At 70.6% G+C, this 19,901-nt stretch carries 19 protein-coding genes; 4 read left to right on the forward strand and 15 right to left on the reverse strand.

What is annotated here, in order from left to right; genetic code table 11:
• Positions 1–35: 35 nt before the first annotated feature.
• Together msrQ and msrP are read right to left on the reverse strand one after the other, a co-directional pair.
• On the reverse strand, positions 36–674 hold the full coding sequence (gene msrQ, locus J2X41_RS12935) for a protein-methionine-sulfoxide reductase heme-binding subunit MsrQ (protein WP_310082322.1): 639 nt from the start codon (positions 672–674) through the stop codon (positions 36–38).
• On the reverse strand, positions 674–1,594 hold the full coding sequence (gene msrP / locus J2X41_RS12940; RefSeq protein WP_310082323.1) for a protein-methionine-sulfoxide reductase catalytic subunit MsrP: 921 nt from the start codon (positions 1,592–1,594) through the stop codon (positions 674–676). The genes msrQ and msrP overlap by 1 nt, the downstream gene beginning before the upstream one ends.
• Before the next feature lie 245 nt (positions 1,595–1,839).
• Between msrP and J2X41_RS12945 the strand changes: the two genes are divergently transcribed.
• A complete protein-coding gene (locus tag J2X41_RS12945; RefSeq protein WP_310082324.1) occupies positions 1,840–2,211 on the forward strand; it encodes a hypothetical protein in 372 nt (123 codons plus the stop codon).
• A gap of 109 nt (positions 2,212–2,320) precedes the next feature.
• Here the strand turns inward: J2X41_RS12945 and J2X41_RS12950 are convergent, their stop codons facing one another.
• On the reverse strand, positions 2,321–5,209 hold the full coding sequence (locus J2X41_RS12950) for a bifunctional [glutamine synthetase] adenylyltransferase/[glutamine synthetase]-adenylyl-L-tyrosine phosphorylase (protein ID WP_310082522.1): 2,889 nt from the start codon (positions 5,207–5,209) through the stop codon (positions 2,321–2,323).
• A gap of 113 nt (positions 5,210–5,322) precedes the next feature.
• On the opposite strand from J2X41_RS12950, the gene J2X41_RS12955 reads away from it, so the two are divergent.
• From J2X41_RS12955 to J2X41_RS12965, 3 genes are all read left to right on the forward strand, one after another.
• On the forward strand, positions 5,323–5,691 hold the full coding sequence (locus tag J2X41_RS12955) for a BlaI/MecI/CopY family transcriptional regulator (protein WP_057186465.1): 369 nt from the start codon (positions 5,323–5,325) through the stop codon (positions 5,689–5,691).
• A complete protein-coding gene (locus J2X41_RS12960) occupies positions 5,681–6,580 on the forward strand; it encodes a M56 family metallopeptidase (protein WP_310082327.1) in 900 nt (299 codons plus the stop codon). The genes J2X41_RS12955 and J2X41_RS12960 overlap by 11 nt, the downstream gene beginning before the upstream one ends.
• A 116-nt stretch (positions 6,581–6,696) precedes the next feature.
• Positions 6,697–7,239, forward strand: coding sequence for a hypothetical protein (locus J2X41_RS12965; protein WP_310082329.1), 543 nt, complete (start codon positions 6,697–6,699; stop codon positions 7,237–7,239).
• 18 nt (positions 7,240–7,257) lie between these two features.
• Here J2X41_RS12965 and J2X41_RS12970 read toward each other — a convergent pair whose 3' ends face one another.
• From J2X41_RS12970 to J2X41_RS13025, 12 genes are all read right to left on the reverse strand, one after another.
• Positions 7,258–8,664 carry a HAMP domain-containing sensor histidine kinase gene (locus tag J2X41_RS12970; protein ID WP_310082330.1) on the reverse strand — a complete coding sequence of 469 codons (1,407 nt, stop codon included), beginning with the start codon at positions 8,662–8,664 and terminating at the stop codon, positions 7,258–7,260.
• A gap of 3 nt (positions 8,665–8,667) precedes the next feature.
• Positions 8,668–8,955, reverse strand: a complete 288-nt coding sequence (locus tag J2X41_RS12975) for a type II toxin-antitoxin system RelE/ParE family toxin (RefSeq protein WP_310082331.1) — start codon at positions 8,953–8,955, stop codon at positions 8,668–8,670.
• Positions 8,956–8,990: 35 nt separating this feature from the next.
• Positions 8,991–9,221 carry a hypothetical protein gene (locus tag J2X41_RS12980; RefSeq protein WP_056753236.1) on the reverse strand — a complete coding sequence of 77 codons (231 nt, stop codon included), beginning with the start codon at positions 9,219–9,221 and terminating at the stop codon, positions 8,991–8,993.
• 32 nt (positions 9,222–9,253) lie between these two features.
• Positions 9,254–9,925, reverse strand: coding sequence for a response regulator transcription factor (locus tag J2X41_RS12985; RefSeq protein WP_310082332.1), 672 nt, complete (start codon positions 9,923–9,925; stop codon positions 9,254–9,256).
• 142 nt (positions 9,926–10,067) lie between these two features.
• The gene (locus tag J2X41_RS12990; protein WP_310082333.1) at positions 10,068–11,645 is read right to left on the reverse strand and encodes a trypsin-like peptidase domain-containing protein; all 1,578 of its coding nucleotides are present in this window, start codon (positions 11,643–11,645) and stop codon (positions 10,068–10,070) included.
• 145 nt (positions 11,646–11,790) lie between these two features.
• A complete protein-coding gene (locus J2X41_RS12995) occupies positions 11,791–12,255 on the reverse strand; it encodes a cytochrome c-type biogenesis protein (RefSeq protein WP_310082334.1) in 465 nt (154 codons plus the stop codon).
• The gene (locus tag J2X41_RS13000; protein WP_310082335.1) at positions 12,252–14,243 is read right to left on the reverse strand and encodes a heme lyase CcmF/NrfE family subunit; all 1,992 of its coding nucleotides are present in this window, start codon (positions 14,241–14,243) and stop codon (positions 12,252–12,254) included. The genes J2X41_RS12995 and J2X41_RS13000 overlap by 4 nt, the downstream gene beginning before the upstream one ends.
• A 166-nt stretch (positions 14,244–14,409) precedes the next feature.
• The gene (gene ccmE / locus J2X41_RS13005; protein WP_310082336.1) at positions 14,410–14,910 is read right to left on the reverse strand and encodes a cytochrome c maturation protein CcmE; all 501 of its coding nucleotides are present in this window, start codon (positions 14,908–14,910) and stop codon (positions 14,410–14,412) included.
• A complete protein-coding gene (gene ccmI, locus J2X41_RS13010; protein WP_310082337.1) occupies positions 14,907–16,031 on the reverse strand; it encodes a c-type cytochrome biogenesis protein CcmI in 1,125 nt (374 codons plus the stop codon). Before ccmI ends, ccmE begins: the two co-directional genes overlap by 4 nt.
• A 68-nt stretch (positions 16,032–16,099) precedes the next feature.
• Positions 16,100–17,440, reverse strand: coding sequence for a hypothetical protein (locus J2X41_RS13015; RefSeq protein ID WP_310082339.1), 1,341 nt, complete (start codon positions 17,438–17,440; stop codon positions 16,100–16,102).
• Positions 17,441–17,781: 341 nt separating this feature from the next.
• Positions 17,782–19,164, reverse strand: a complete 1,383-nt coding sequence (locus J2X41_RS13020; RefSeq protein WP_310082341.1) for an ATP-binding protein — start codon at positions 19,162–19,164, stop codon at positions 17,782–17,784.
• A 22-nt stretch (positions 19,165–19,186) separates the two neighbouring features.
• Positions 19,187–19,864, reverse strand: a complete 678-nt coding sequence (locus J2X41_RS13025; protein ID WP_028038332.1) for a response regulator transcription factor — start codon at positions 19,862–19,864, stop codon at positions 19,187–19,189.
• Positions 19,865–19,901 lie beyond the last annotated feature (37 nt).

Consider the following 19,901-nt stretch of genomic DNA (forward strand, 5'->3'; position numbering starts at 1 on the left):
TCTGCGAGGCTTCCGGGATGACAACCATGGAGGCTTTAAGATCGCACACGCCTTGTCCACGCGTCCCACGCCCGCCAGCCCAGCAGCACCGCCAGGATCGCCGCATAGACCAGCGGCGGCCGATGATCCGCCTTCACCAGCAGGTAGTAGTGGACCACGCCCAGCGGGACGATCAGGTAGATCAGCCAATGCAGCCTTTGCCAGGTCGCGCGGCCCAGGCGCAGCACCCAGCCGTTGGTCGAGGTCACGGCCAGCGGGACCAGCAGCACGAAGCCCGCCATGCCCAGGGTGATGAAGGGCCGCTTGAGGATGTCCTTCCACAGCTGGCCCCAGTCGAAGAACAGGTCGACGCCGATATAGGTCAGCAGGTGCAGGCAAATGTAGCTGAAGGCGAACAGGCCGATCGTGCGGCGGAAGCGGATCAGGCGCGGCTTCTTCAGGATGCGCGCGGCGGGGGTGATCGCCAGGCCGACCAGCAGCAGGCGCAGGCCCCAGACGCCGATCTGGCGGATCAGCGCCTCGATCGGATTGGCCCCCAGGTCGCCGCTGACCCCCCGCCAGGCCAGCCAGACCAGCGGCGCGAAACAGGCCAGCCAGACGGCGGCGTAGATCAGGTTGTCCTGGGTCTTGGAGGGGCGCTTGCGCGTGGCGGCCCGCTTCACCGAGGCGTCCATCAGAAGTTCCGCTTCAGGTCCATGCCGCGATAGAGGTCGGCGACGTATTGGCCGTAGCCGTTGAACGGCAGGGTCTCGCGGCGGCGGAACTCGCCGATGCGGCGCTCGGTGGCCTGCGACCAGCGCGGATGGTCCACGGCCGGATTGACGTTGGAATAGAAGCCATACTCGCGCGGCGCCAGCACGTTCCAGGCGGTGGCCGGCATGCGCTCGACCAGGCTGATCCGCACGATCGACTTGGCGCCCTTGAAACCGTACTTCCACGGCACGACCAACCGCAGCGGCGCACCGTTCTGGTTGGGCAGGACGTCGCCATAGAGGCCGACGGCCAGGATCGTCAGCGGGTGGACCGCCTCGTCGATGCGCAGGCCCTCGCGATAGGGCCACTGCAGGGTGTCCCAGCGCTGGCCAGGCATTTCGGAGGGCCGCGTCAGGGTCTCGAAGGCGACGAACCTGGCCTTCGACGTCGGCTGGACCTGGGCGATCAGGTCCTTGAGCGGGAAGCCCACCCACGGGATCACCATCGACCAGCCCTCGACGCAACGCATGCGGTAGATGCGCTCCTCCAGCTTCTGGCCCTTGATCAGGTCGTCGATCGCGAAGCTGGCCGGCTTCTCGCATTCGCCGTCGACGCGCACCGTCCAGGGACGGGTCTTCAACGAGCCGGCGTTCTCGGACGGGTCCTCCTTGTTGACCCCGAATTCGTAGAAGTTGTTGTAGCTGGTGATGTCCTTCTTCGGCGTCGGCGGCTCGGTGGTCGAGAACCCCGGCTTGTAGGCCAGGCCCCGCGCGCTGGCCGTGCCCGCCGCCGCCAGCAGCCCCAGCCCCGCCGCCCCGCCGATGAATTCGCGCCGGCGCAGATAGAGGCCCGGGTCGGTGACGTCGTTGTCGGTCAGGTCGAGGGCGTGGCGGATCAGCATGGCGGGCTCCGGGGAAGCTACCCTGGAAGATACGTATTGGAAGCGCCAATGGTTACAGCGGCCAGGAGGCGCTTTTCCGCGCCGCGTGTGATCGCCCCAAAGGCGAGGCGGCCCGTTGCACACTTTTAACTAGTATTTTTCTCAATTTCGCGCATAGATCGCGCTCGAACGCCGCCGGCTGTCGGCGACGTCGTCTTCCGTCGACCCCTGCCGGCGGACGGAAGTCGAGACACAGGGAGAGCGTCATGGGTTTCTATGGTCCTGAGCCATTCGACACGGCCGAGGCGACCTACGTCTGGACCGGCCTGCGCGAACCGGGCTTCTTCAGCGTCAGCGTCAAGGGCGCCGCGCCGAATTTCACCAGCGGCATCCAGTTGATCCGCGATCCCCACTTCGTCGGCGGCCTGGCGATCGACGTGATGGGTTGGACCGGCCCGTTGGCCCAGGGCACGACGCCCTACGCGGTGCATGCCGTCTTCGGCGGCTTCTATCTGCCCAAGATCCTGATCGTCGGGCAGAACAAGCGCCTGCTGATCGACGTGAAGGAGATCCCCTTCACCACCGAAGAGGCCTATGTGAAGCACCTGACGGTCGCCCGAAAACTCGAAACGGCCTAGGCGCGCATTGGGCGAAAGTCTAAGCGATTTCGCCCGCCAAGCGCGCTCCAGTCCTGGACCCTAGAGCCTGTCGGGGCGCCCTTCACCGCATGAGGGGCGCCCCATCCGTCTAGGCCTTCACCACCGCCTCGAACGCCGCCCGCGCCTCGGCCTTGGCCTTGGCCAGCTTGGTCTTCAGCGACCGGAACTCGCGCACGCCGCCGGCCCGAGCCAGCAGCGCCCGGAAGGCCTTGGGCTCGGTGTCGGGGTCATGGCCGTCCTCCAGCGCCACCTTCAGCAGCTGCGACAGGTCCTGCTCCAGCCGCCAGGCGGACTCCAGCGCCGCCAGGGCCGCCCCATCGCCCAGGCCCGCGCGGCACAGCGCCGCCAGGGCCTCGCCGGTGTTCTGCGCCAGGGGGCCGCCCTGCGCCGCATGGACCAGTTGCAGGAACTGGGCGGCGAACTCGATGTCGACTAGGCCGCCGGGGGTGAGCTTGAGGTCCCAGTCGCCCTTGCCCGGCCGCTCGTCCTCCATCAGCTGGCGCATCTCCAGCACGTCGACGGCGGTCTTCCCCGGATCGCGCGCCCGGCGCAGGGCGGTGGCGATCGCCGCCTCGGCGCGGGCCTGGAACGCCGGCGACGAGGCCCAGATCACCCGGGCGCGGGTCAGGGCCAGCAGCTCCCAGGTCTCGGCCTCGCGCGCATAATAGTCCTCGAAGGCCGCGAAACTGACCGCCACCGGACCCTTGGTGCCCGATGGCCGCAGCTTGAGGTCCACCTCGTACAGCGTGCCCTCGCCGGTCGGGGCCGACAGGGCCGAGGTCAGGCGCTGGGTGAAGCGGGCGTAGAAACTCTCGGCGCCCCAGCCCTTGATCGCCGACACCGCCTCCCCTTGGTCCGCGGGCCCGTCGGCCGCGTAGAGCGTCATCAGGTCCAGGTCCGACTTGGCGGTCATCTCGCGTGAGCCGGCCTTGCCCAGGGCGACCACGGCCACCTGCCCCGGGAACGCGCCGCCCAGCCGCTCGACCTCGGCCAGGGCCGCCGGGGCCAGGCCGCCGACGATCAGGTCGGCCAGGTCGGCGAAGGCCGCCCCGGCGTCGCGCGCCCCGGCCGTGCCGCTGATCACCCGCACCCCGATCCGGAAGCTCTGGTCGCGGAACAGCCGCCGGGCGGCGTCCATCGCCCCCTCGAAGTCGGCCGGATCCCAGGACGCCTCGGTCGGCATCTCCATCGGCCCGAAGAAGGCGGGGTCCAGCAGGGCGTCCAGGGCCGTGGGCCGTCGCGCCAGGGTGCTGGCCAGGCGCGGCGCGAAGGCCATGACCTCGACGATCAGCTCGAACAGGCGCGGCTGGGCCAGGAACAGCGACTGGATCTGCACCCCGCTGCTGAGCCCCGCGAAGAAGTCGCCGAACCGGTTGAAGGCGTCGTCCGGCGCGCCGGTGGCGTTGGCGGCGTCCAGCAGGCGCGGGGCCAGGCGGGTGAACAGCTCGCGGCCGCGCGCGGTGCGGGTGGCGGCGATGTGGCCGTGGTGCCACCCGCGGATGGTGGCGGCCACCCGCTCGGGATGGGAAAAGCCCATGCGCTTGAGCGTGGCCAGGGTCTCCGGATCGTCCTCGACACCGGTGAACACCAGGCTGCCGAACCGCGACGACAGTTCCTCCTCGCCCTTGAACAGCGCGCCGTAGCGGCGGTTCACGCCCTTGAGGATCTGGCCGACCACGGCGTCGAAACTGCGCAACGCCGCGTGACCCCACAGGGCGGCCACCTTCTTGCGGTCAGTATCGGACTCCGGGAGCTTGTGGGTCTGGTCGTCGGCGATCATCTGGGCCCGGTGCTCCAGGGCGCGCAGGTCGCGATAGGCCTTGACCAGATAGTCGCGATCCTCGGGCGTGACATGGCCGGCGTCGGACAAGGCCGCCAGGGCGTCAAGCGTGCGCGGGCTGCGCAGGCTCGGATGGCGGCCGCCGAGGATCAGTTGCTGGGTCTGGACGAAGAACTCGATCTCGCGGATGCCGCCGCGCCCCAGCTTCAGGTCCGCGCCCTTGGCGGTCAGGCGGTCGTCGACCTTGTAGGCGTGGATCTGGCGCTTGATCGAGTGGATGTCGGCGATGGCGGCGAAGTCGAGGTTCCTGCGCCAGATGAACGGCTGCAGCTCGGCCAGGAACGCCTCGCCGCGCGCGAAGTCGCCGGCGCAGATCCGCGCCTTGATGTGGGCCGCCCGCTCCCAGTTCTGGCCGACGCTCTCGTAGTAGTCGAGGGCGGCGTCGATCGGCATGGCCGGCGGGGTCGAGGACGGGTCGGGGCGCAGGCGCAGGTCGATGCGGAACACGTAGCCGTCGGCCGTCCGCTCGGCCAGCAACCGGCCCAGGTGGTTGGCGATGCGCACCGCCACGCCCTGCGGCTCGACACCCTCGGCGACAGGCAGGGCCTCCGGCGCGTAGAAGATCGAGAAGTCGATGTCGCTGGAATAGTTGAGCTCGAACGCCCCGTGCTTGCCCATGGCGATGCAGAACAGGCCCGGGGCCGGGCCGTCCGGACCTTCGCCGACGTGGGTCAGGGCCCCGCGCGCCACTTCCAGCCGCACCGCCTGGGCCAGGGACGCGTGCAGGGTCGCGTCGGCGAAGCGGGTCAGGGCCCCGGTCACCGCGTCCAGATCCCAGACCCCGCCCAGGTCGCATAGGGCGGTCAGCAGGTGCAGGTCGGCCTTCAGCTCGCGCATGGCGCGGCGGGCGGTCTCGAACTCCGGCTCGGCGGCGACGGCCTCGGCGGCGGCCAGGATCTGGGCGAGCCGCGCTTCGGGATCGCCGTCCAGGAGCGCGGCCAGCCGCTGGCCGTCGCGCCGCGCCAGGCCGCCCAGGTAGGGCGAGGCGGCGAAGATCGGCGCCAGGGCGGGCCAGGCGGCCTCGACCAGCGGCGCGGCCTCGCCGACCCGCCTGACGATGGTCTCGTGCGCCCGTTCGGCGGCCTTGGGATCGACCACGGGGCCGCAGGGGGTGAGGCGTTCGAGCAGGCGAGTCATGGCGGCCACTGTGGCGCGGGCGGGCGGCGAGGTCATCCCGTCTCGTGTGGCCTCCACGATCGCTTGACAGTCGATGTTACAGGCGTAATCGTTGCGGTCGGAGACCGAACGCCATGAACATCACCCAGGCCGAAAGCCGCATCATGGACGCGCTCTGGACGCGCCAGCCCCTGACGGTGGACGAGATCATGGCCGAGGTCGCCGAGGCCCAGGGCTGGGGCGAGGCGACGGTCAAGACGCTGATCAACCGGCTGCTGAAGCGCAAGGCGATTCGGTCGGACCGGATCGAGGGCCGGGCGCGCTACGCCCCGATCATCCAGCGCGCCGACTATGTGCAGGCCGAAAGCCAGAGCCTGCTCAACCGCCTGTTCGACGGCCAATTGACGCCGCTGGTGGCGCATTTCGCCCAGCACCGCGCCCTGTCGACCGACGAGATCAAGCAACTGAAGACTCTGATCGAGGGTCTCGAACATGATGGCTGAACTGCTGGCCCTGACCCTGTTGCGCACCCAGGCGGCCGCCGCCGCCGCGGTGCTGCTGGTCCTGCTGTTGCGCGGCCCGATGCGGGCGGCGTTCGGGGCCGGCCTGGCCTATCGCCTGTGGGCCTTGGTGCCGGTGGCGGCGATCGCCACGGTGTTCCCCAGCCTGTCGGAGACCCTGGGCTCGGGCGCGCCGCCGCCGCTGATGGGCGAGGAGCGGGCCGTGCTGGTGATGGCCGTCTGGCTGGCCGGCGGCGTCGCCCTGGCCACGGTGATCCTGCTGCAGGAGCGCGCCTTCCGGGCCCGAGCCGAGGCCGGGCGCGCCGGTCCGGCGGTCATGGGCGTCTTCTGGCCCCGCATCGTGCTGCCGGCCGACTTCTCGACCCGCTTCGACGAGCAGGCCCGCAAGATGGTCGACCTGCATGAACGGGCCCACATCAAGCGCGGCGACCCGATCGCCAACCTGGCCATCGCCGCCGTCCAGGTCCTGGGCTGGTGCAATCCGCTGATCCATGTCGGCGCCCTGTGCGCCCGCCTGGACCAGGAGATGGCCTGCGACGCCTCGGTCCTGAGCCTGCGGCCCAACCTGCGCCGCCCCTATGCCGAGGCGCTGCTGGAGGCCCATACCCGCCGGACCGGCTCGCCCCTGGCCTGTTTCTTCGCGGCCCATCCGCTGCTGCTGCGGGTCAGGCTGCTGGCCCGGCCCGAGCCCAGCTATCGCCGCCAGACCGCCGGCGCCGCCGCGATCGCCCTGATCGCGGTGGTCACCGCCCTGGGCGTCTGGACGGTCACGCCGCGCGGCCCTCTGCCCAACCAGGAGATCTCCTGGCCGGGCCGGTTCGTCGGCGACGGCCCGGTTGACGGCATCACCCTGCCCAAGCTGCACCACTGACACCGTCGGTCGGCAAGCCTTTCGCATCCATGGCTTGACGACTCTGATTACATCTGTAAGTTTTTTGAACTACAGACGTAATCCGCGCCAGGCGCGGCGACAGGCGGGCCGCGATCATGACCTTCGTCCTCAGGATGCCCAAGGCGCGCGGCCCCCGCACCCGCCGCAAGGCGCTGGCCGCGCGGGTCTTCGAGCTGGGCGTCATGGCCCTGGTCGTCTTCGCCGTCGGCCTGATGGTGATGTTCACCGTCCGCTATGAGCTGAAGGTCGAGCCCAAGGCGCCGGCCGCCGGCGCGCGGCTGGTCCACGCCCGCTCGATGGCGCGGGTGCGCTGGGCCAGCGTCAAGCCGCGGCTGGTCGCCCGCCTGGCCCAGCCGCACGCCCTGGAACTGGGCAAGGTGTGGGCGCGGCGCGACGGCCGGGTCTGCGGCCTGGTCAACGGCTGGGGCAGCTTCGGCGGCCTGACCGGCATGACCCGCTTCTACGCCCAGGGCGACGAGCCGGTGTTCAAGCAGGACGGCCGTCCGGATTTCGAGGAGGAATGGTGGGCCTGCAAGCGCGACCGCTACGTGGTCATCCGCGAGGGCTCGGAGGAGACGGGCTTCTGCCCGACGAAGCTGGGGCGGCAGCGGTGCTTCGACGTGGTATACGGGCGGTAGGAGCAGGCGCTGGCCGCCCTACTCCACCCGCGGCAGCACCAGCGCCACGCGTAGGCCCGGACCGAAACCGCCGTATTCGCCGGGGCCCTCGGCCAACTCCAGACGTCCGCCGTGCGAGGCGGCCACCGCCTGGACCAGCGACAGGCCCAGCCCCGCCCCGGGCTCGCTGCGGCTGTTCTCCAGCCGCACGAAACGTTGGACCACCCGGGCGCGGTCGGCCTCGGGCACGCCGGGGCCGGTGTCGGTGACCGAGAACTCCAGCTCGCTGGACGAGGTGCGCCGGGCGCGCAGCATCACCGCCCCGCCCTCGGGCGTGTACTTGATGGCGTTGTCGAGGATGTTGGCCAGGGCCTGGGCGATGAACTCGCGGTTGCCGCGCACGCCCAGGGCCGGAACGATCTCGGCCTTGAAGTCCAGGCCCTTGTCCTCGCAGCTGGCCTCGTAGAGTTCGGCCATGTCGGAGGCCAGTTCGCTGGCGTCGAAGACCTCCTGGTTCGGCGCCTCGCCGGCCGCCTGCAGCCGGGCGATGGCCAGCACCGCGTTGAAGGTCTTGAGCACGCCGTCCGCATCCATCAGGGCGGTCTCCAGGGCCGCCACCGGATCACCCTTGCCGTTCTCGGCGTCGATCAGCGCCACCTCCATGCGCGCTCTCAAGCGCGTGAGCGGCGAGCGCAGGTCGTGGGCGATGGCGTCGCCGGCGTGGCGCAGGCCGCCCATCAGCCGCTCGATGCGGTCGAGCATGTCGTTGAGGCCCTCGGCCAGCTCGTCGTACTCGTCGCGCGTGCCGCGCACCCGGGCCCGGGCGTGCAGGTCGCCGGCCCGCACCGCGTTCACCACGTCGACCAGACCCTGCATGCTGCGCGAGACGTTGCGGCTGATCAGCACCCCGCCGGCCAGGCCCAGGATGATCACCAGCGCCCCGGCCCCGCGCAGGGCCCGGACGATCTTCATCACATAGCCTTCAGACTCCTGGACGTCGGCCCCGACGAACAGGGCCTCGCCGCCGCTCAGCCGCTCCTGCACCCCCCGCGCCGCGCGCTTGACCTCGGCGCCGTCGATGTCGGTCTCGGTGAGCTTGAAGGTCTCCCAGGTCGGACCGGGACCGGTGAAGTCGTCGATCGGCGACTCCTCGATCGAGCCGGAGATCCGCTTGCCGTCCTTGTCCAGCAGCAGGTACAGGAACGGCCGCTCGCCGGTGGCCCGCTCGACGATGGTCTGGTTCAGCGCGTTGACCCCGCCCACCCGGTAGGCGGCCTCGAGGCTCTCCATCTCGCGGGTGATGTCGGCGTCCGCGCGGCGGTTCACCTCGCCAGCGGTGGCGATGTAGATGTAGCCCAGGAACGCGCTGGCGGCCGCCGCGAACAGGGCCAGGAACAGCAGGGTCAGCCGGAACGGCGTCGATCGGATCAGGCGCGGCAGGCGCATGGGCTAGCTCTTCTTGCCCATCAGGGCGGCGATGTCTCGGCGGCTGTCGAGGATGCGGAGAAGATGGATGCCGCTTCCGTCTTCCAGAACCTCATACACGATGACCCAGGGCGTAATTGAAAAGGATCTGGGATTTCCCTTGAAATCAAACCGAACCCGGCCCAGCTGGGGGCGACGCGCCAGACGTTCGAAAGCGATCTCCAGTCGGCCGGTTACGGCTGTTGCACGAGCGTCGCCGCTTTCCCGTGCGATCCATAAAGCCAACTGCTTCACGTCGCGACGTGCGTTCAAGCTGCGCTCGATCGTCGGCCCCGGCATTCGTGACGCTAGCGGCCTTCCTTGCGCAGCTCTTCACGCACCTCGGCCATGATCTCGTCCATGCTCCAAGGCGTGGCCTTGCCCTCGGCAAGCTCTTGCCGAGCTTGCTCGAGCGACGCGTTGATCTCGTCGCGATTGCGCTCGATCCAGGCGTCCATCTCGGCTTCGGTCGGCAACGGACCATACAGGTCCGACAGATCGTCGAAGTCGTCGGCCTCGGGTTTCGCCGGCTTGTTCATGGTCCTAGCCTAACACAGCCTCGGAACGCCGCCTACGGATCGAGCCGGTAGCCGGCCCCGCGCACGGTCTGCAGCATGGCCCGGTCGAAGCCCTTGTCGATCTTCGAGCGCAGGCGGGAGACGTGCACGTCGATGACGTTGGTCTGCGGGTCGAAGTGGTATTCCCACACCTTCTCCAGCAGCATGGTGCGGGTCACCGACTGGCCGGCGTGGCGCATCATGAATTCCAGCAGCTGGAACTCGCGGGGCTGCAGGTCGATCTCCTTGCCCTGGCGATGGACCGTGCGGTTGATCAGGTTCATCTCGAGCTCGCCCACCTTGAGGGTGGTCGCCACGGCGCCGGTCTCGCGACGACGCGACAGGGCGTCGACCCGGGCCATCAGCTCGGCGAAGGCATAGGGCTTGACCAGGTAGTCGTCCGCCCCGGCCCGCAGGCCGGTGACGCGGTCGTTGATCTCGCCCAGGGCCGACAGGAACAGCACCGGCGTCTGGTCGCCCTCGCGGCGCAGGGTCTCGACCACCTCGACGCCGTTCTTCTTGGGCATCATCCGGTCGACGATCATCACGTCGAACTTGCCCTTGCCCGCCTCGGTCAGGCCGGCCTCGCCGTCGGGCGCGTGGACGCAGTCGTAGCCGGCCTCGGTCAGGCCATGGCGCATCGCCGCCGCCGCCTCGAGATCGTCCTCGATGATCAGAATACGCATGCTCAGCCAGTCCCCGGATGCACGAAAGGGCGCCACCGTACGAATCGATGACGCCCTCTATCGTGTTGTCGTCACGTCCCGGCGATGGTGACGTGATCCGCGCGCGGGCGAAAGCCCTCGCGTATCGGCGTTAGCGTTAGCCCTACGGCGCGATCTTCAGCGGCACGATCGTGGGACGACCGGCGCGGATGATCCGCAGGTTGACGCTGGGACGCTGCAGCTTCTTGGCCGCTTCGACCGCCGACGACACCTGGGCGGCCGACGAGACCGGCTCGCCGTTGACGCTGGTCAGGACGTCGCCCTTGCGCAGCCCCTTCTCGCCGGCGTCCGAAGTCGCCTTCACGCCGTCGATCAGCACGCCCTTGACCGCCGCGTCGATGCCGTAGGTGCGGCGGGCGGCCTCGTCGATCGGCACCAGGGTCATGCCCAGGGCTTCCGACTTCTGGGCCTGCGGCTTGGCCGGCGCATCGGCGCCGCCCTCGTCGCTGTCGTCGTCGTTCAGCGACAGTTCCTTCTCGGTGGGCCGCACGCCCGACTTGATCTCGACCGTGCGCGGCTTGCCGCCGCGCAGGACCGACAGCTTCAGGGTGTCGCCCGGACGGCCTTTGGCCACTTCGCGGGTCAACTCCGAGTTGCTCTTGACCTCGACGCCGTTGACGGCGGTGACCACGTCCTCGGGCATCAGGCCGCCCTTCTGGGCCGGACCGCCGGGCACCAGGTCGGCGACGATCACGCCCTTGACGCCGCTCAGGCCCTGGGCCTCGGCCATCTCGCTGGTGAAGGACTGGATCTGGGCGCCGATATAGCCGCGCACCACCTTGCCGCCGGCGATCAATTGCTTGGCGGTGTTTTCGGCCACATCGGCCGGGATGGCGAAGCCGATGCCCACCGAGCCGCCGGTCGGCGAGAAGATCGCGGTGTTGACCCCGATCACCCGGCCGTAGATGTCGAACGACGGGCCGCCCGAGTTGCCACGGTTGATCGGCGCGTCGATCTGGATGTAGTCGACGAAGGTCGACGAGCTGTCGCCCAGGTCGCGGTTATAGGCCGAGATGATGCCGGCCGTGGCGGTGCCGCCCAGGCCGAACGGGTTGCCGATGGTGATCACCCAGTCGCCGACCCGCGGCTTGGCCTGGTTCTCGAAGTTCACGAACGGGAACGCCGCGCCCTTGGCCTTGGGGTCGACCACCTTGAGGACCGCCAGGTCGGTGCCCTCGTCGCGGCCGACGATGGTGGCCTTCAGCTCACGGCCGTCCTTCAGCACGACATTGATGCCGTCGTCGTCGGCGTCGGCCACGACGTGGTTGTTGGTCACCAGGTAGCCGTCGGCCGAGATGAAGAAGCCCGAGCCCGAGGACTGCTGCTTGGGACCGGGGGCCTCTTCGCCGTCCTCGCCCTTCTGGCCCTTGGGCACGATGTCGAAACCTTCCAGGCCGGGAATGCGCAGCTTCGGCGCGGCGGCGGCCTTGGACGTGACGTCGATCTGCACCACGGCCGGCGAGACCTGCTCGAAGATGTCGGCGAACGACATCGGCGCGCCGGGCGGCGGCGCGAACATCGGCGTCCCGCTGGCCATCGGCGCGCCCGAGGTGCGGATCACCTGGGCCGGCTCGGCGGCCCCCGCGGGACCCATGCGCATGCCCACGCCGACCAGCGCCGCGCAGGCCACGCCCGCACCGGCCACCGCACCGACAAAGAAACCAGACTTCCTAGCAGCCATCTTACGTCTTTCCTCACCCACGGCGCGCGGCGCCGGGTCCTTGGCTTGAGAACCTAGTTGCGCTGGCGAAAGGCGCAATGGTCTTCGAAGAGATCATGCGTCCACGCTCAAGATGGTCTTGCGGCGTCTTCGCGGCGCAATCGTGTCATTCGTCCTTCAACAACACCTGAAGACGCGCTTCCTCGACCTGTGAAAGCGCCGGCGTATCTTCGCCGTCAGCCGCCGAGGCGGGGCGCCGGCGCAGCAGCAGCGCCATCAGAACGCCGCCCAGAATCAGCACGATCCCAGGCGTGGCCCAGAGCAGCGCGTTGCCCAGCGAGAACGGCGGCTTGAGCAGCACGAACTCGCCATAGCGCTCGACCAGGAACGCGCGGATCTGACCGTCGCTGCGTCCCTGCTTCACTTGGTCGCGCACGACCTGGCGCAGGTCGCCGGCCAGGGCCGCCTCGGAGTCGTCGATGGACTCGTTCTGGCAGACCAGGCAGCGCACCTCGCGGAAGATCTCGCGGGCCCGGGCCTCCTGGACGGGGTCGGGCAGCCGCTCGGCCGGATCGGCGGCGGCGCCGGCCATGCAGGCGATGGCGGCGAGGGCGATCAGGAGCCGTCTCACGCCGCCGTCTCCGCCTTGCGCGTGGCGTTCTTGCTCCCGACCCCGAACCGCAGGCGGCGGTCCGACAGCGACACCGCGCCGCCGATCGCCATGACCAGCGGGCCCAGGAAGATCAGCCGCACCCACGGATTGACGAAGGCCCGCACCAGCCAGGCCGGCTGGCCGCCCGCGCCCGCCCGGCGCTCGCCCAGCACCACATAGAGGTCGTCCAGCACCTTGGGGCAGATCGCCACCTCCGAGGTGGTCTGCTTGCCGGTCGGGTAGAAGCGGCGCTCGGGCCGGGCCTCGCAGACCGGCGCGCCGGCCTCGGTGATCTTCACGACCCCGCGCTCGGCGATATAGTTCTCGCCCTCGACCGTGCCGACCTCGGTCAGGACCAGTTCGTAGGCGCCCAGCTTCAGCTGCCCGCCGACGCTCAGGGCCTGGGCCGCCTCGACCCGCCAGGTGGTTTCGAAACTGGCGCCCAGCACGAAGATCCCCAGGCCGGCATGGGCCAGGGTCGTGCCCCAGGCGCCGCGCGGCAGGCCGGTCAGGCGCCGGCGGACCTCGGCCCACGGCGCGCGGAAGGCCTTCGCCCGCTCGGCCAGCTCCAGCAGCGCCCCGCCGACCAGCCAGAAGCCGACGACGAGGCCGCTGCTGGCCAGGGCGCTGCGCGGGGCGACCACGGCGAAGGCGACCAGGCCCAGGATCGCGGCGCAGGCCAGGGCCAGCCACAGCCGGCGGACCACCAGCCGCGCGTCGCCGCGCTTCCACGCCAGCAGGGGCCCCGCCGGCAGGATCGCCATGGCGAGAACCATCAGCGGCACGAACGTCATGTTGAAGAACGGCGCCCCGACCGACACGGCCTCGCCGTCGGTCGCCTCGCGGATCAGCGGGAACAGCGTGCCGACCAGCACCACGGCCGTGGCCGTCGACAGGATGATGTTGTTCAGGACGATGGCGCTCTCGCGGCTGACCGGGGCGAACAGGCCGCCGCTGTTCAGGCTGGGGGCGCGCAGGGCGAACAGCACGAAGCCGGCCCCGGCCGCGATGCCCATGATGGTCAGCAGCAGGATCCCGCGCGTCGGGTCCACCGCGAAGGCGTGGACGCTGGTCAGCACGCCCGAGCGCACCAGGAAGGCGCCCAGCATCGAGAAGGTGAAGGCCGCCAGCCCCAGGAACACCGTCCAGCCCGGCAGGGCCCCGCGCTTTTCAAGCACCACGGCCGAGTGCAGCAGGGCCGTGCCGATCAGCCAGGGCATGAAGCTGGCGTTCTCGACCGGGTCCCAGAACCACCAGCCGCCCCAGCCCAGCTCGTAATAGGCCCAGAACGCCCCCAGGGTGATGCCGACCGTCAGGAAGCTCCAGGCCGCCAGGGTCCAGGGCCGCACCCAGCGGGCCCAGGCCGCGTCGACCCGCCCCTCGATCAGGGCGGCCATCGAGAACGAGAACACCACCGAAAAGCCGACATAGCCGCAGTAGAGAAACGGCGGGTGGAAGGCCAGGGCCGGGTCCTGCAGCAGCGGGTTCAGCGACGCGCCCTCGACCGGAACGTCCAGCAGCCGGGCCATGGGGTTGGAGGCGAAGACGGTGTAGGCCAGGAACAGCACGCCCAGCGCGCCCTGGGTGGCCACGGCGTAGGCCCGCAGGCGGGGCGGCAGGGCCTCGCCCAGGCTGGCCACGGCCGCGCCGTAGCCGGTCAGCACCAGGCACCACAGCAGCATCGAGCCCTCGTGGCTGCCCCAGGCGCCGGCCACCTTGTAGAGCATCGGCTTGGCGGTGTGGGAATTGGCCGCGACATTGGCCACCGAGAAGTCCGACACCACGAAGGCGTGGACCAGGGCCAGGAAGGTCAGGGCCGTGCAGAGGAAGGTCCCCACCGCCGCGCCGCGCCCGGCGCCGGCCAGCAGCGACGACCGCCGCGCGCCGCCCACGGCCGACAGGATCGTCTGCAGGACCGACAGGACCAGGGCCAGGACCAGGGCGTAGGCGCCGAATTCGGTGATCATGCGAGAACTCCCCTTCTCCCCTTGCGGGAGAAGGTGTCGCGAAGCGACGGATGAGAGGTCGAAGGCGCGGTCGGCCGCGCACGGCGCCGCCGGTGCGACCCCTCATCCGACCTGCTACGCAGGCCACCTTCTCCCGCAAGGGGAGAAGGAAGGCGCAGGATCGACGTCACGTGGTTGGCTTCCCGGATTGGTAGCTTCCATAGGCCGGCTTGGCGCCGTCGCCGCGCCATTCGCCCTGTTCCTTCAGGGCCTTGGAGACCTCGCGCGGCATGTAGCGCTCGTCGTGCTTGGCCAGCACCTGCTTGGCGACGAAGGTTCCGGACTCGTCGAAGGCGCCCGAGGCGACGATGCCTTGGCCCTCGCGGAACAGGTCCGGCAGGTCGCCCTGGTAGCGGACCAGGGCGGTGGAGCGCTGGTCGGCGACCACGAACTCGACCAGCCCGTCCGGGTGCTTGACCACGCTGCCGACCTTGACCAGCCCGCCCAGCTGCACCTTGCGGCCGGCCGGCACATGGGCGGCGGCGGCCTGGGCCGGGGTGTAGAACAGCGAGATGGCGTCGCGCATGCCCCACAGGGCCAGGCCGACGGCCAGGGCCACCACCGGGGCGGCGACGGCCAGGACCATCAGGCGGCGGCGCGCCTTGCGGGATTTGGGCAGCAGGCTCATGGCTGGGAGGTCTTTTGGGAGGGAGTTTGCGCCGCCTGGCGCAGGGCGGCCAGCACCTTGGGCTGGTCCTTGTAGCGCGCCTGGGCCTTGGCCAGGGCGGCGTCGCGGCGGGCCGCGTCGCCCAGTACGGCATAGGCGCGCACCAGCTTGATCCAGCCGTCGGGATCGTCGGGATTGGCCTCGAGCCGCGCGGCCAGGCCGGCGACCATGCCCTGGATCATGTCCTGGACGTCCGCGCCCTGCGCGGCTTCGGCCGGCTGGCCGGTGGGGGCGGCGCTGGCGCGCAGGCCGCCGTCAGCCTGGACCTGGGCGATCTGGTGGCCAAAGCCCATGCGGCGCGGGTCGTCGGGCGGCAGGTCGGCCAGCAGCGCCTTCCAGTCGGCCAGGCCGCCTTGGACGTCGCCGTCGGCGATCCGGGCCAGGCCCAGGTGGTAGCGGGCGCTGACATTGCCGGGATCGCGCTTGAGCGCCTCGGCGAAGGCCTTGCGGGCGTCGGTTCCGATCTCGCCCTGGCCGTCGGCCAGGAAGGTCTCGCCCAGCCCCGCCCACAGGTCGGCGCGGTTCGGGGCCAGGATCACCGCGCGGCGCAGGGCCTGGGACGCGCCGGTGGCGTCGCCGGCCATCATCCGGACCAGGGCCAGGTTCTTCAGCGGTTCGGGGTCGGTCGGCCGCTGGATGGCGATCTGCTCCAGCACGGCGGCCACCTTCTGCGGCTCGAGCTGGGTGAGGTCGGTCCTGCGCCATTCGGCCACGCGCTTGAGGAACGGCTGGTCGGCCATGCCCAGCCCGCCGACCAGGCCGTAGATGCCGATGGCCAGCACGGGGGCGGCGGCGGCCAGGGTCAGCACCAGCGGCCGCAGCTTGGGATTGGCCGGCGGCCACGGCGCCTGGCGGTCGGCGGCGGCGATCAGCCGGCGGCCGGCCTCGGCCCGCGCGCCCTTCAGCTCGGCGTCGGCCAGCAGGCCCCGCTCGGCCAGGTCGTCGATCTCGGACAGTTGCCGCCGGTGCACGGCCAGGCTGCCGTCGTCGCCCACGCCCAGGGACGCCCGCGCGGCGCCGCGCAGCATCAGGGCGGCGACGACGGCCGACAGTCCCGCCGCGGCGATCCAGAAAGCGATCATGTTGCGCGTGTTAGCGGGGAAACGAGGGCGAACGTTAGCGAAAAAAGCGCTTAAGGAGCGGACAGCCCCTAGGCCGCCGCCGCCATGGCCGCGGCCGCGCGGCGGCGGACGATCTCGGCGGTCTTCTCGTCGCGGCTGTAGGCGATGTAGCCCGCGGCCAGGTCGACATAGAGGCGGGCCAGGCCCTGGTCGCCGCCGTCGCCGGTGCGCACGATATGCAGGATGTCCTCGATATACTGGTCCAGGCGCCCGTTCAGCTTCTCCAGCACCTTGGCGCGACTGGACCCGTAGCCGCTCTGCATGGCGCAGCCGCGGATCTCGGCGATGAACACCAGCACGGCGGTCAGCCGCCGGACCTGGGCCTGGTCGGGCTCGGCCGTCAGCTGCGGCACGCCCTTGCCCTTCTTGCCGCCGAGGATCGAGATCGGCCGCAGCGGCAGGGCCGCCAGCAGCTCCTTCTCGGCCGCGTTCATCCGCCCCTCGACCACCTGGGCGATCGCCTGCTTGTGCTTGGCGACGCGGCGGCCCCAGGGACCGTCCTTGACCAGGTTCACCGACTGCTCCAGCTCGGTGATCTGCTGGGCCACCCTCTGGGCGGCGGCGGCGGCCTTGCGGCCCTCGGCCTCGCCCTTGACCGGGTCGAAGGCGGCGATGAAATCGATGTTCCGCTCGATGTCGGCCAGCACCCGCTCGCCGAACACCCCGACCTCGGACGAGGCCCAGAACTTGTCGCCCGGCCGGTCCATGACCGCCGAGATCACCCGCAGGATGCGGAAGTCGTCGGGCAGGTGGGCGGCTAGCATCTCGAACAGCAGCGGCCCGGCGTCCGGGCGGATGGCGCAGGCGTCCTTGTAGGCCAGCCGGGCCGAGGAGGCGCGTTCCTCGCTCATCCTGCTGACCCATTCCTGCAGCCTGGGCAGGGCGGCGCGGACGATGGCCGACAGCTCCAGGCAGGAGGCCAGCTCGTCGATGTCGCAGATGGCGTCCAGGGCCCGGAAGCCCGCCTCGGCCTGGGCCCGCAGGCCCCCGGCGGCGATCTTGCACAGCTCGTTGAAGACGTCGGGCGGGCCCTGCTCGAGGTCCCACGGATTGCAGCGCGCCGCGGCCTCCTCGACCTTCGCGGGCGCCTGCTGCTTCAGGGCGGCCCACAGCAGGGTAAGGGTACGCGGCGGAAAGGAGGTCTGCTCGGTGTCGCGAGCGGCGCACAGCGGGACGATCGGGGCCAGCACGCTGTTGCGGACATAGCGGGCGGCGACCTCGTCCTCGACCAGGCCGCGCACGATCGCCAGCGCGCCCTGCCCGCCGGCCGGGCCGGCCAGGGCGAGTTCAAGACTGCGCAACGCGGCGTCAGGCGCGGTTTCCACCAGCTTCCGCACCATCAGCAACTTGTTGGCGGCGATCGCTGCCATAACCCCCCACCGAACGGGCCCGCTCCGGGCCGCGTCAACCATGTCGCCAACGAGGTTAAGACTTTCCGAAACCATAAGTTTTCGCGGCCCGAACAGGGGCGTCGAAAGGTCGCTGGGGGCATGGAGCGACCTCCGCGAAATGTTGGGTTGAGCCGAAGGTTTGAACCCTCTCCCAGAGGGAGAGGGCGGGGCCCGACCGCGAAGCGGTTGGGAGGGTGAGGGGTTACGCCTTCACCGTTTTCGTAGAGGGCGCCGCCGGCAGACCGTCCAACGCCTTCACCCCTCACCCTCCCAAGCTTCGCTTGGGTCCCTCCCTCTCCCCTCCGGGAGAGGGTTTTTTCTCACCCCTCCGAGCGCGGCAGCACCAGGGTCACGCGCAGGCCGCCCAGCGGCGAGGCGCCCAGGGTGACCGAGCCGCCATAAGCGCGGGCCAGTTCGTCGACGATCGACAGCCCCAGGCCCGAGCCGGGCGTGTGCTCGTCCATCCGCTGGCCGCGCTTGAGGGCGTCGATCCAGCGATCGGGCGGCAGGCCGGGGCCGTCGTCGTCGACCGTCAGGGTCATCCGCTCGGGCGAGCTGGCCACGGCCTCGGCCCGCACCTTGCCCCTGCACCACTTGCCGGCGTTCTCCATCACGTTGCCGGCCAGCTCCATGAAGTCCTGGCGCTCGCCCTGGAAGCACAGGTCCTCGGGGCACCGCCAGTCGATCTCGACGCCCTTGTCCTGGAAGATCCGCTCCAGGGTCACGGCCAGCTCGTCCATGATCGGCTCGACCGGCGTGCGCTCGCCCGAGGTCTGGGAGCGGGCGGCGGCGCGGGCCCGGCGCAGGTGGTGGTCGACCTGCTCGCGCATGGTCTGGGCCTGGCGCGCGACGACGTCGGCCAGGGCGCCGGGCCGCTGGCCCGCCTCGGTCAGCATCACCGACAGCGGCGTCTTCAGGGCGTGGGCCAGGTTGCCGACATGGGTGCGCTGGCGCTCGACCACCTCCTGGTTATGCGACAGCAGGGCGTTCAGCTCGACGGCCAGCGGGGCCAGCTCCTCGGGATAGTCCCCGTCCAGCTTCTCGGCCTTGCCGCGGCGCACGGCGGCCACCTCGCGGCGCAGCCGGAACAGCGGCACCAGGCCGACCCGCACCTGAACCACCACCGCGGCGATCAGGCCCACGCCCAGGATGACCAGGGCCAGGGTGGTGATGCGCCCGAAACGGTCGGCGTCGGCGTCGATCGGCGAGCGGTCCTCGGCCGCGATGAACACCACCGGCCGCGGATAGCCGGGCAGCCGGGCCAGCAGGGCGGCGGCTCGCAACGGCCGGTTCTGCGGGCCCTTGAGATCGAAATACAGGGTCTTGCCCGGCTCGGACATCAGCCGCTCGGACTGCTCGACCGGGATCATCAGGTCGCTGTCGAACAGCGAGCGCGAGCGCTCGATCACGTTCAGCCCGCCGCCGCCGGCCGGCTGGTCGAAGATCGTCCAGTAGCGGCCGGAATAGGCCCGGGTGGCGCGGATGTCGGTCAGCACCGGGGCCTTCAGCACCCCGTCGTCGATGGTGGAGCCGGCATAGAGGTCGTCGGTCAGCACGGCCAGCGACTGGTCGAACCGGCGGATCGCCGCGTCGCGGAACTGGGCGGTCAGGAACACGCCCGCCAGCACCAGCACCACCAGGTTCCAGGCGGCGGCCAGCAGCACCAGCCGCCGGACCAGCGAGCGCTTGCTGAGGTCCCACACGGCTAGGCGCTCCCGCGGAGGGTCACTCGCTGGTCTCGCCTTCCAGCGGGGTCAGGCGGTAGCCCAGGCCGCGCACGGTCTCGATGCGATCGCTGCCCAGCTTCTTGCGCAGCCGGCCGATGAACACCTCGATGGTGTTTGAGTCACGGTCAAAGTCCTGGTCGTACAGGTGCTCGACCAGCTCGGTGCGGCCGATCACCCGGCCCTGGTGCATCATCATGTAGTGCAGCAGGCGGTATTCCAGCGAGGTCAGGCGCAGGGGCTCGCCGTTGACGCTGGCCCGGGCGGCGCGCGGGTCCAGGCGCAGGCCGCCGCACGACAGGGTCGGCGAGGCGTGGCCGGACGAGCGGCGCAGCAGGGCGCGCAGGCGGGCCAGCAGCTCCTCGGTGTGGAACGGCTTGGTCAGGTAGTCGTCGGCCCCGGCGTCGAAGCCGGCGACCTTCTCGTTCCACGAGCCGCGCGCGGTCAGGATCAGCACCGGGGTGGCGACATTGCCGCGCCGCCAGCGCTCCAGCACCGAGACGCCGTCCACCTTGGGCAGGCCCAGGTCCAGCACCACGGCGTCATAGGGTTCGGTCTCGCCCAGGAACTGGGCCTCCTCGCCGTCGGGGGCGTGGTCGACGGCGTAGCCCGCGTCGCCCAGGGCCAGCTTCAGCTGGCGCGACAGGTCGGGATCGTCTTCGACAAGCAGGATGCGCATGGAGGAGCCTCTGTCTCGGGACGCTGGATATGGGGAC

The sequence above is a fragment of the Caulobacter sp. BE254 genome, from assembly GCF_031457295.1.
GTDB lineage: Bacteria > Pseudomonadota > Alphaproteobacteria > Caulobacterales > Caulobacteraceae > Caulobacter.

What these genes read in the sequence shown, in the direction of transcription:
- msrQ (WP_310082322.1), bottom strand. Translation starts at nt 674, where the DNA reads ATGGACGCCTCGGTGAAGCGGGCCGCCACGCGCAAGCGCCCCTCCAAG.
- msrP (WP_310082323.1), bottom strand. Translation starts at nt 1,594, where the DNA reads ATGCTGATCCGCCACGCCCTCGACCTGACCGACAACGACGTCACCGAC.
- J2X41_RS12945 (WP_310082324.1), top strand. Translation starts at nt 1,840, where the DNA reads ATGGGTTTCTATGGTCCTGAGCCATTCGACACGGCCGAGGCGACCTAC.
- J2X41_RS12950 (WP_310082522.1), bottom strand. Translation starts at nt 5,209, where the DNA reads ATGACTCGCCTGCTCGAACGCCTCACCCCCTGCGGCCCCGTGGTCGAT.
- J2X41_RS12955 (WP_057186465.1), top strand. Translation starts at nt 5,323, where the DNA reads ATGAACATCACCCAGGCCGAAAGCCGCATCATGGACGCGCTCTGGACG.
- J2X41_RS12960 (WP_310082327.1), top strand. Translation starts at nt 5,681, where the DNA reads ATGATGGCTGAACTGCTGGCCCTGACCCTGTTGCGCACCCAGGCGGCC.
- J2X41_RS12965 (WP_310082329.1), top strand. Translation starts at nt 6,697, where the DNA reads ATGACCTTCGTCCTCAGGATGCCCAAGGCGCGCGGCCCCCGCACCCGC.
- J2X41_RS12970 (WP_310082330.1), bottom strand. Translation starts at nt 8,664, where the DNA reads ATGCGCCTGCCGCGCCTGATCCGATCGACGCCGTTCCGGCTGACCCTG.
- J2X41_RS12980 (WP_056753236.1), bottom strand. Translation starts at nt 9,221, where the DNA reads ATGAACAAGCCGGCGAAACCCGAGGCCGACGACTTCGACGATCTGTCG.
- J2X41_RS12985 (WP_310082332.1), bottom strand. Translation starts at nt 9,925, where the DNA reads ATGCGTATTCTGATCATCGAGGACGATCTCGAGGCGGCGGCGGCGATG.
- J2X41_RS12990 (WP_310082333.1), bottom strand. Translation starts at nt 11,645, where the DNA reads ATGGCTGCTAGGAAGTCTGGTTTCTTTGTCGGTGCGGTGGCCGGTGCG.
- J2X41_RS13000 (WP_310082335.1), bottom strand. Translation starts at nt 14,243, where the DNA reads ATGATCACCGAATTCGGCGCCTACGCCCTGGTCCTGGCCCTGGTCCTG.
- ccmE (WP_310082336.1), bottom strand. Translation starts at nt 14,910, where the DNA reads ATGAGCCTGCTGCCCAAATCCCGCAAGGCGCGCCGCCGCCTGATGGTC.
- ccmI (WP_310082337.1), bottom strand. Translation starts at nt 16,031, where the DNA reads ATGATCGCTTTCTGGATCGCCGCGGCGGGACTGTCGGCCGTCGTCGCC.
- J2X41_RS13015 (WP_310082339.1), bottom strand. Translation starts at nt 17,440, where the DNA reads ATGGCAGCGATCGCCGCCAACAAGTTGCTGATGGTGCGGAAGCTGGTG.
- J2X41_RS13025 (WP_028038332.1), bottom strand. Translation starts at nt 19,864, where the DNA reads ATGCGCATCCTGCTTGTCGAAGACGATCCCGACCTGTCGCGCCAGCTG.